We start from the raw sequence: 9,585 nt of genomic DNA, 5'->3' as shown, positions 1-9,585 counted from the left end.
AGTTGTCCCCAAGACTGCCTTGAGTTCATCGAAGTGATTGTAGTAAAGCCAACTATATTCAGTTATAAAGTTATATCCAAAGGAACGATAAACTGCAACGGCGTTTAAGACATAAAGGACACCAACTGCAATAAGACCTAAAACCATTCCCCTCATATAGGAGAGCCTTGGTGTTTTAACTTCAGAGCCAATGTATGAGACTGCTTCAACTGCAGTGTAAGCCCATAAGACCGAAAGAAGCATTCCCTGGAGCGCTTGCCCTGTCGGAAGATAAGCATCCTTAATTTTTAACTTGGTTGCAAGGTCGTGAACTGCTTGATACGAATTTGCACCAAAAATTACGTTAAAGGAAGGTTCTCCGCTTTTAACAAGGAAGATAATGATTGCAATGCCTGTAATAGCAAGTGGAATATAAATTATAGCTCTTAATACCCATTTGAGTTTGTCTATGCCCAAAAGTTCGAGTATCCACATAACGATAGTTATCGCTAACGCAATCCAAAGCCGTGTCCATGGATCAGCAAGTCCTTCTCCCAGAGCAACAAGAGACGCATTTTTAGATACGATTCCTGCAATCTGAATCGAAGAAGCAAGAGGAATAAGCCCAAGGTAGTTAAGAAATCCTACTGCAAGTGAAGCGCCTCCTCCAATAACATACGACCAGTTTGGAATGAAACCGAGAATTGGATGTAAGACCCTTGAAATAACAACATAGAGAGAGCCACTCCTTGGGAAAGATGCAGAAAGAATTGCAAGAATAAGCACAGGCGGAAGCCACACAAGAAGCCCAATTAAAAATGCAAGCGTCATGTTTCCACCAGGATAAAGACCTGGCACCTTCACAGTGTAGTAAGTCATTCCTGATGCTGCAGGTCCTGCGATTGTAAAAAGCAGGACATCCCACCAGTTTAATTCTCTTACAAGGCCTGAAGCCTTTCTCGTAAACACTACCGACTCTTCGTCGCTCATAATACCTCCCTTTCCTTGGTTTTCAAAAATTATATGTAATTCAATTTTGAAGTCAGGAGATTTTGCTATGAATTTTTTCTTTTTATGGTAAAATGTAGCATATTTGATTTGGAGGTTAAAATGACAAAAGCATCAAAAATTGTTTTAGCAGTTTACTTTTTCTTCCTTGCACTCATTACGATCATTGTGCCATGGAAGGTTAACCAGGCAATTGCCCAGGGAACAGTAATCGTTAATTCTATTGGTTATGCGCCAATCTGGTCGGTCCGTGCTGTTAGTACGAATTTTGAGGCGGTAACAGTCGATTTTGGAAGAGTTATCCTTGAGATCATTGCTTTAACTGCTCTTTTTGCAATTCCTTTTATCTTTACTCTGAGAAATGAGGATGAAGATTACGAATATGTCGAACTTGAAGATTTTCTTAATGAAAACGAAGGCGAAGAAGACGCAGGAACTAAAGAAGAGTAATTAAACTTAGGTAAAATCTTGTATTAGAGGGCGGTAAGCCCTCTTTTTAATTTTTTAAGAAAATTTAATTTTCTTGACTAAATATTTAAAATCTGATATTATTGGGAAGGAAGGAGGTTTTTACAATGGGAAGCATTTTAATAAAAACAGAGATCCCTGGTCCAAAGAGCAGGGAAATTATGAAGAAAAAAGAGGAGTTTGTAGCGTCCCCCCTCGAACCGCTTGCGCCGTTTTTTATCGCAAGAGGTGAAGGTGCTGTTGTAGAAGATGTTGATGGGAATAGATTTCTTGATTTTACAGGCGGCTGGGGGTGCCTTGTAGTAGGCTACTCGCCAAAACCAATCGTTGAAGCGGTAAAAAAACAGGTCGAAAATTACATCCATACTGATTTTACTTCAATTCCTTATGAGCCATGGCCAGAACTTGCAAAGATGATTGCAGAACGTGCACCTGGAAATTTTGAAAAGGCTGTTGCATTTTTTAATTCAGGTGCGGAGGCCGTAGAGAACGCAGTTAAGGTTGCCCGAGGCTACACTAAGAGAAGGGCAGTTGTTGTTTTTGATGGTGCATTTCATGGTAGGACGCTTCTTACGATGACAATGACACATAGACCGATGCCTTACAAATATATTTTTGGAAGTGCACCAGATGTTTATAGAATACCAAGACCGAATGTTCACAAAAATAAATACACTCCTAAAGATTTTGAAAGGCTTCTTCTTGATACGGTAGCACCTGACGATGTTGCGGCAGTAGTGATTGAACCAATTCAAGGAGAGGGTGGTTTCAATGTCCCACAGCCTGGTCTTCTTGAAGAGATAAGGAGAGTAACAGAAAAGTACGGAATACTTTTTGTAGCGGACGAGGTTCAAAGTGGCTACGGAAGAACAGGAAAATTCTTTGCAGTTGAAAATTGGGGAGTAGTTCCAGATTTAATTTCACTTGGAAAATCTATTGCAGCAGGTTTCCCGCTCTCCGCAGTTGTTGGAAACAGAAAATTCTTTGATGCACTTCCAAAAGGCTCTATCGGTTCTACTTTTGGTGGCAATCCGGTTGCATGTGTTGCTGGCATTGAAGTTATTAAGATGATTGAAAGAGAAAAACTTTTGGATAGAGCAGTTCATCTTGGAAAAATCATAAGAGAGCGTTTTGAAGAGTTCCAGAAGAAGTATCCTGTTGTAAAAGAGGTAAGAGGCGTTGGAGCAATGCAGGCAATTGAGTTCGTAAAAGATCATGATACCTGGGAGCCTGATGCAGAAACCTGCCAGGCTGTTATACAGGAAGCACTTAAAAACGGCGTTGTCCTTGCAGGTGCGGGCTTGCATAAAAATATAATAAGGTTGTTAATACCGCTTGTGATAACTGATGAGCAACTTAAAGAAGGGCTTGATGTTCTTGATAGAGCAATAGAAAAAGTTACGAAGGGAAAGTAGATCCTAATAAGATTTTTAAAAGAGGGGTATTTAAGCCCCTCTTTTATTTTATAACTTCTATCATATCCTTTGCGTTTTGAGGCGCTTTTTTTGAATAATTTATTATAAGTGTTATTGCTTTTTCAATGAGGCTCTCGGGACTTACTTCGCTATTAAAGCTTCGAATTAGGAGAGATGCCCCGGGAAATTGCGGTTTAAGTAATATGTCCGAAGGTTTTTTTAGTCTTTCAAGTTCATTATTTTCTAACTCGTTTCTTCCAATTACGATTACTGAATTATTTTCAAAGAAGACCCTGCCTCTTCTGAGTATCATTGCATCGTTTCCATCAAAATTAGGGTTGATTTTTTTGAGCGTCTTTAATCGTCTTGAGTATTCAGGGTCAGTAAGAATACAACCTGATGCAGGCGTTTCAAAAACCTCAAGACCGAATTCTTTTGCAAGTTGAAGTTGAACTTTTCTACTTTCACCTTTTATATCGAGCATGTGTTCTCTATTTATTAGTCCTCTTTTTTCTGCTTCCGTTTCAGGAAGAAGTTTTAAGGACAACGGACGGACGATTTTTCCCTGAAGTCCAAGGATTTCTTCCATTTCTTCAAATACACCTGCTCTTTGAGAAAAAGGCCTTTCTTCTAAGACTTCTCCTGTTGCGATAAAGTCAAAACCTTCTTTTTCCATTATTTCTTTTGCTCTTTTTATCATAAGCAAGTGGCAGTCAACACAGGGATTCATATGTTTACCGTAACCATGCGGTGGCTTATGGACAACCTCAAGGTGATCGTTACTTATATCTTCTACCCTTAAATTAAGACCGATAGCCTCTGCGTACTTTTTTGCTTTATCTGCCTTAAAGAAGTAAGTTTCAAAAAATACAGGCACAACTTCTATGCCCTCTTTCATAAGAAGAAGGCAAGCAAGTTGCGAATCAAGTCCGCCTGAAAATAAAACTAAAGCCTTTGCCATTTTTTCCTCCATAAACGTAGTAATTATAACTTAAAAGGTAATGTTTTCAAATAGTGAGGATTTTTCTTATAATTTAAAGGCATGAAAGGAAGGAGGCATTATGAAAGCAATAATTGTGCATGGTGGAGCAGGTAGCGCAAAAAGGAAAGACGAAATACCTGAAAGGGTCGATTTTGTAAAAACTGTTGCAAAAACTGGTTTTGAACTTCTTGAAAGTGGTAAGAATGCACTTGATGTTGCAGTGATAGCAGTAAAAATGCTTGAAGACCATCCACTCTTCGATGCAGGAAAAGGCTCGTATCTTAATGAGGAAGGTTTTGTAGAGATGGACGCAGGCATTATGGATGGTTTGACACTATCGATTGGTGCTGTTGCAGGTGTTCGGAGGGTAAAGAACCCAATTGAGTTAGCAAGACTTGTGCTTGAGCATCCAAAACACAACTTTCTTATTTCCGATGGTGCAGAAAAGTTTGCAAGAGCAAATGGTATCGAATTTGTCCCTCCTTATTATTTTTACACGGAGCGCATAATAAAGATATTTGAAGGCACTTACGGCGATACTGTTGGTGCTGTTGTATTTGACGGGGAAAGGATAGTATCTGCGGTGTCAACTGGCGGGACGCCTAACAAACTTTTAGGTCGTGTTGGAGACTCCCCCGTTGTAGGCTCTGGGTTTTATGCAAACAATGAGTTTGGTGCGGTTTCAACAGGCATTGGTGAAGACATAATGAAACTTCTTCTCAGTTTTAGGATTGCCCTTTATTATCCTCAAAATTCTCTTGAAGATGCAACTAAAATGTGCATAGACGATTTAACAAGAATCGGAGGGAAGGCAGGTCTCATTTCACTTGACAGATTTGGTAATATTGCCTATGCCCGTAATACTGAAGGAATGTTTGTTGCCTATATGAGAGAAGGTCAGGGTGAAGTATTTGGGGAGTTTTAGTTATTCACAAAGTTCTTGATTTTGCATTATTGATTTATGGAAATTTTTGCATAAAATATAGGAAAACAAACGAGCCTCAATTGGTTGAATTTTAATAAAGGGAGATGGAAAAAATGGAAGTATTGGTTTTTGTAGAAAACCCAAAAGGTTCACCAAACAAGTATGAGTATGACGAAGAAGAGAAGTTGATTAAACTTGACCGAACTTTTTATGGCGCAGTGCACTTTCCTTTTGAGTATGGTTTTATTAAAGGGACAAGAGGAGAAGATGGTGATCCCTTGGATTGCATACTTCTTTCTACAAATCCTACTTTCCCAGGATGTTTAGTTAAGGCAAAGGTAATAGGCGTTTTAGAGATGGAAGATGAAGGTGGAATTGATTCAAAGGTCGTCACTGTTCCAATTGAAAAGATAGACCCGAGATTTAAAGAGATTCAAGATGTTAGCGATTTGGGAGAACACACAAAGAAAGAGATAATGGAATTTTTTGAAGTATATAAAAGATTGGAACCAGGCAAATGGGTAAAATTAAATGGGTTTAAAGGAAAAGAAGCTGGAGAGAAGATGGTAATCGAAGCAACGAAAAGAGAAGAAGAGGCGGAAGAAGAGTAGTGAATTTTAAGAAGAGTTTCTCAAAAAAGAGCTGTTTTTGCATATTTGAATTGCTATATTTGGGGAAAGTTCCCTAATAAGAGTAAAACAAAAGGAGGAGGAAATGAAAAATCTAAAGAGGTTTATCCTATTGGTTTTAGTGATTACTTTACTTCCTCTATCTTCAGTTTTTGGGTGGAATTCTCACGGGCTCACACTTTCTTATGTTGTAGCAAATATTGACTGGTTAAGACAATACAAAGACATAACGATTACCCCTTATACATACAAAAGTTACGAGACTATACCCATTAACCCAGATTTTGAGGTTAAATACTTTGAAGGGAAAATTGGTGAAAAAACCGACGCTATAACTATTTTAACAACATATGCTGATGAGCCTGATTGGGGGCTTGACGAGAATATGAAATTGTCAAAGTTTCAAATATTTACCGGTGGACCTCAAGGTTACAGGCATATGTACTACAGGATGGGCCCATTTACTGTTGGTGTAGCGCCGTATATGATTGACTTCTGGTTTCATATGGCAGAGATTGCAAAGGAAAAGAACGACCTTTATTGGACTTTCCGTTTCCTTGCAAGGGCTCTTCACTATATGGAGGACATAACCCAGCCATACCATGGGACGCCAGGACCAGCTTCTGTGATCTTGAAGAATATTTTTTCAGGAGTAGGCGGACTTACAACAATGTGTTCAAATCACCACTACGCACTTGAAGATTACCAAGGGTATATGGTTAAGGTTCACAATCCTGATTTTGTAAAGGTGCTTTCAGAGGATTATATGCCTATGAAAGTTAGCGATGTTAAATCTCTTGTTGAACTTGGAAAACTTGCCGCTTCTCTAAATAGACCCAGGGTAAGAATACTTTGGCCTCTTGAAACAAAGTTATTTGGTGACGAAATTAATAGTCGTAAAAACAAGTTTAAACTTGATGAAAGCAAAATACAAACTTTCGATAAGGATACAATGGGAAAATACAACGAGGCACTTTTCTACTCTCTAAGGTATTTTAATGGCTTTTCGAGGCTCCTTCTTGAATACGCAAGGGTAAATCTAAAACTTTAACTCTCTTTTTCGAAGTGGTGGTGCTTTATAACTTTTCCTTCGCCTATATAGACTACATATTCACCAATATTTGTTGCCTGGTCTGCGATACGCTCAACATTTTCTGAAACTCTTATTATGAGTATTGCTCTGTTTATTGTTCTCGGATCGCTTAGCATATAGGTTATAAGTTCTCTTATAATTTGGTCGTTAAGTTGGTCGACTATGTCGTCTCTTATACATATTTCTTTTCCAAGGGCGCTATCTTCGTTTACAAAAGCGGTAATTGCATCGTCAAGCATCTGCAAGGCAGTTTCAGCCATTCTTGGAAGGTCTATATAAGGCTTTACATCTGGCTGCGGTATTAATTCCCTTGCAAACTCAGCTATGTTTACTGAAAGGTCGCCAACCCTCTCGAGGTCTTTTACCATCTTTATTATCATCGCAACTTTTCTCAGGTTTTTTGCCTGAGGTGCGTAAAGTGCAAGTGTTTCTATGGCAAGGTCATCGATTTCTATTTCAAGATCGTTTACCTGAGGCTCAAGTTCGTTTATTACCTTTTCAGCCCATTCCATTTTCTTTTCTACTATCGATCTAACTGATAGTTTTACCATTTCCTCTGCAATGCTTGACATTTTCAAAATTTTTTCTGTTAACGCTTTTAATCTATCTTCTAACATTTTTTCACCTCATCCAAATCTACCTTCAAGGTAATCCTCTGTGAGTTTATTCTTTGGCGTTGTAAACATCCTTTCTGTCTTATCGTATTCTACAAGTTCTCCCATATAAAGGAAGGCAGTATAATCAGAGACTCTTCCTGCCTGTTGTATGTTGTGGGTTACGATTACAATGGTAAACTCCTTTTTCAATTTCTCAATCAAGCGCTCGAGTTGAAGTGTCGATATTGGGTCTAAGGCAGATGCAGGTTCGTCCATAAGAAGCACTTCAGGTTCAACTGCAATTGCCCTTGCGATACAAAGCCTCTGTTGCTGACCACCTGACAAGCTAAAAGCTGACTCATCTAACTTATCTTTTACCTCTTCAAATAGATTTGCTTCCTTTAGCGCCCATATGACTTTTTCTTCTATTGTTTTTTTATCTCTTATCCCATGGATCTTCAATCCGTATGCAACATTCTCGAATATTGACTTTGGGAATGGGTTTGGCTTTTGAAACACCATACCTACATGCCTTCTCAACTCGAAAACATTAACATCTTTATCGTATATATTTTTGTTATCAAGCAACACTTCACCTTCGACTGTTATATCTTCAAAAAAGTCATTCATCCTGTTGAGACTTCTAAGGAATGTTGATTTACCACATCCAGAAGGACCTATAATTGCTGTAACGGAGTTTTCGTGGATATCAAGCGATATTCCTTTCAGAATCTCCTGTTTTTTTGTGAATGCCTTTAAGTTTCTTACAGATATTTTTACCATTTTTTCTTGCTCCTAAATTTGTTCCTAATAATTATACCAGGAAGCGTTATTATGAAAACAAGCACAATTAATACGATTGATGCACCAAATGCTATGGGAACTTGCTTTTGAGGAAAAGTTCCTTCCGCAAGAAGCCCGTATATTGTATATGGGAGCGCCATAACCGGCTCAAAAATGCTTTCAGGAAGGCCTCTCGTGTAGAAAGTAGCCCCAGTAAAAAGTATTGGTGCTGTTTCGCCTATCGCCCTTCCTATACTCAGAAGAACGCCTGTAATAATATTTGGAAGTGCAGTTTTTACTACTATCTCCCAGGTTGTTTGCCATTTTGTTGCGCCAAGTGCATAGGATGCGTCTCTAAAGTCCTTTGGAACAAGTTTCAGACTCTCAATGGTTGCAGAAAAAATTGTAGGAAGTATAAGGATTGAAAGTGTTAAACTTCCTGCAATTAAAGAAACCTTTAGATTGAGTATTTTGCAGAACACAGCCAAACCGAAAAGTCCAAAAATAATTGATGGTATGCCGGACAGTGTGTCTATTGCAAGTCTTATAGCCTCTGTAAGTGTATTTTCCTTAGTATATTCTGAAAGATAGATGCCGCCTAATACACCTATAGGAACTGCAAAAATTATTGCAAGCCCCACAAGATACAAACTTCCAACAATTGCAGGGAAAATTCCACCTTCGGTAAAACTGTTTCTTGGGTAATCGATTATGAAATTAAGAGAAATTACTTTAAGTCCCTTTGAGAGTATATAGAAAATAAGGGTAAAGACAATCAGAAGAGATGTAAATGCAAGTAATCTAAATATTGTAAAAAATATTTTTTCTTTCGTTAATTTATCCATATAATTTTTTCCTGTACAATTTCCTTAAATACCTGCTTAAAAGATTGAATGAGAGGACAAAAATAAGAAGCACCAAAGAAAGGAGAAATAGCGCTCTGTAGTGGTCTGAGCCAACCGCTGTTTCTGCCATTTCAAGAGCAATTGTTGCAGTTATTGGTCGCATTGGCTCAAGGATGCTATGGGGAATTCTTATAGAATTGCCAGATGCAAGCAATACAGCCATAGTCTCACCAATCGCCCTTCCAAAGCCAGCAGTGATTGATGCAAAAATTCCTGCAGAAGCTGATGGTATTGTTATCCCAAATATCGTTTCAAGGTTTGATGCACCAAGTGCATATGATGCAAGTTCTGGTTCCTTTGGGACCATCGAGATTGCATCTTCAGAAAGTGTCGTAATCGTAGGAATAGACATTATTGCAAGAACTATGCTTGCGTTAAGCCCGTTAAGTCCAACGGGTAAATTGAACAACTTTTTTAAGATTGGACCTAAAAATAATAGCGCAAACATGCCATAAATTACTGATGGTATATTTGCAAGAAGCTCAATTACTGGTTTAAGAATACTTCTTACCTTTGGGCTTGCTATTTTTGAAAGGTATATGGCTGTGCCAAGAGATAGTGGTAGCGCAATAAGCATAGAAAATATGGAGATATAAAATGTTGAGATAATTGAAGGAAGGAAGCCAAAGAGCGGAGGCACGCTTGTAGGCCTCCACTCTTTACCGAGCAATAGTTCTTTCAGGGAGTACTTTGAAAGAAGTGGCAATCCCTGGTCTGCAATTGTTATTACTATTCCTGCAAGAATAATAATTGCAATGTATCCAAAAATTGGAAGTAAATACTCCCCAAAGTTTTTCTTCAT

General features: G+C 38.4%; 11 protein-coding genes. 5 read left to right on the top strand and 6 right to left on the bottom strand.

Annotated features, from left to right (window positions below):
* Window positions 1–969: APC family permease (locus JHC30_01020; protein ID MCI4462735.1), on the bottom strand; the 969-nt coding region annotated here is incomplete at its 3' end.
* A 120-nt stretch (window positions 970–1,089) separates the two neighbouring features.
* On the opposite strand from JHC30_01020, the gene JHC30_01015 reads away from it, so the two are divergent.
* Window positions 1,090–1,437, top strand: a complete 348-nt coding sequence (locus JHC30_01015; protein MCI4462734.1) for a hypothetical protein — start codon at window positions 1,090–1,092, stop codon at window positions 1,435–1,437.
* 125 nt (window positions 1,438–1,562) lie between these two features.
* Window positions 1,563–2,870 carry an aspartate aminotransferase family protein gene (locus JHC30_01010; GenBank protein ID MCI4462733.1) on the top strand — a complete coding sequence of 436 codons (1,308 nt, stop codon included), beginning with the start codon at window positions 1,563–1,565 and terminating at the stop codon, window positions 2,868–2,870.
* A 43-nt stretch (window positions 2,871–2,913) separates the two neighbouring features.
* On the opposite strand, the gene JHC30_01005 is transcribed toward JHC30_01010, so the two are convergent.
* Window positions 2,914–3,831 (bottom strand): 7-cyano-7-deazaguanine synthase, encoded by a 918-nt coding sequence (locus JHC30_01005; GenBank protein ID MCI4462732.1) that lies wholly within the window; start codon window positions 3,829–3,831, stop codon window positions 2,914–2,916.
* Between the two features lie 100 nt (window positions 3,832–3,931).
* Here JHC30_01005 and JHC30_01000 point away from each other — a divergent pair, with 100 nt between their 5' ends.
* The 3 genes from JHC30_01000 (at window position 3,932) to JHC30_00990 (ending at window position 6,457) form a co-directional block, all read left to right on the top strand.
* Window positions 3,932–4,777 carry an isoaspartyl peptidase/L-asparaginase gene (locus tag JHC30_01000; protein ID MCI4462731.1) on the top strand — a complete coding sequence of 282 codons (846 nt, stop codon included), beginning with the start codon at window positions 3,932–3,934 and terminating at the stop codon, window positions 4,775–4,777.
* A 113-nt stretch (window positions 4,778–4,890) separates the two neighbouring features.
* Window positions 4,891–5,388 carry an inorganic diphosphatase gene (locus tag JHC30_00995; protein MCI4462730.1) on the top strand — a complete coding sequence of 166 codons (498 nt, stop codon included), beginning with the start codon at window positions 4,891–4,893 and terminating at the stop codon, window positions 5,386–5,388.
* 103 nt (window positions 5,389–5,491) lie between these two features.
* The gene (locus JHC30_00990) at window positions 5,492–6,457 is read left to right on the top strand and encodes a hypothetical protein (protein MCI4462729.1); all 966 of its coding nucleotides are present in this window, start codon (window positions 5,492–5,494) and stop codon (window positions 6,455–6,457) included.
* On the opposite strand, the gene phoU is transcribed toward JHC30_00990, so the two are convergent.
* Genes phoU through pstC form a run of 4 tightly spaced genes read right to left on the bottom strand, consistent with a single transcriptional unit; the run spans window position 6,454 to window position 9,585 of the window.
* Window positions 6,454–7,116, bottom strand: coding sequence for a phosphate signaling complex protein PhoU (phoU, locus tag JHC30_00985; protein ID MCI4462728.1), 663 nt, complete (start codon window positions 7,114–7,116; stop codon window positions 6,454–6,456). The two genes, JHC30_00990 and phoU, sit on opposite strands and share 4 nt — an antisense overlap.
* A 9-nt stretch (window positions 7,117–7,125) precedes the next feature.
* Window positions 7,126–7,878, bottom strand: coding sequence for a phosphate ABC transporter ATP-binding protein (gene pstB / locus JHC30_00980; GenBank protein MCI4462727.1), 753 nt, complete (start codon window positions 7,876–7,878; stop codon window positions 7,126–7,128).
* The gene (gene pstA, locus JHC30_00975; protein ID MCI4462726.1) at window positions 7,872–8,723 is read right to left on the bottom strand and encodes a phosphate ABC transporter permease PstA; all 852 of its coding nucleotides are present in this window, start codon (window positions 8,721–8,723) and stop codon (window positions 7,872–7,874) included. Before pstA ends, pstB begins: the two co-directional genes overlap by 7 nt.
* Window positions 8,716–9,585: a phosphate ABC transporter permease subunit PstC gene (gene pstC / locus JHC30_00970; protein MCI4462725.1), complete on the bottom strand. Its 870-nt coding sequence runs from the start codon at window positions 9,583–9,585 to the stop codon at window positions 8,716–8,718. Before pstC ends, pstA begins: the two co-directional genes overlap by 8 nt.

Origin of the sequence: Caldisericum sp. (assembly GCA_022759145.1) — a bacterium.
In the GTDB taxonomy this organism is placed as follows: Bacteria; Caldisericota; Caldisericia; order Caldisericales; family Caldisericaceae; genus Caldisericum.
The sequence above is the reverse complement of the archived record's forward strand: the minus strand, read 5'-3'. Positions and strand labels throughout refer to the sequence as shown.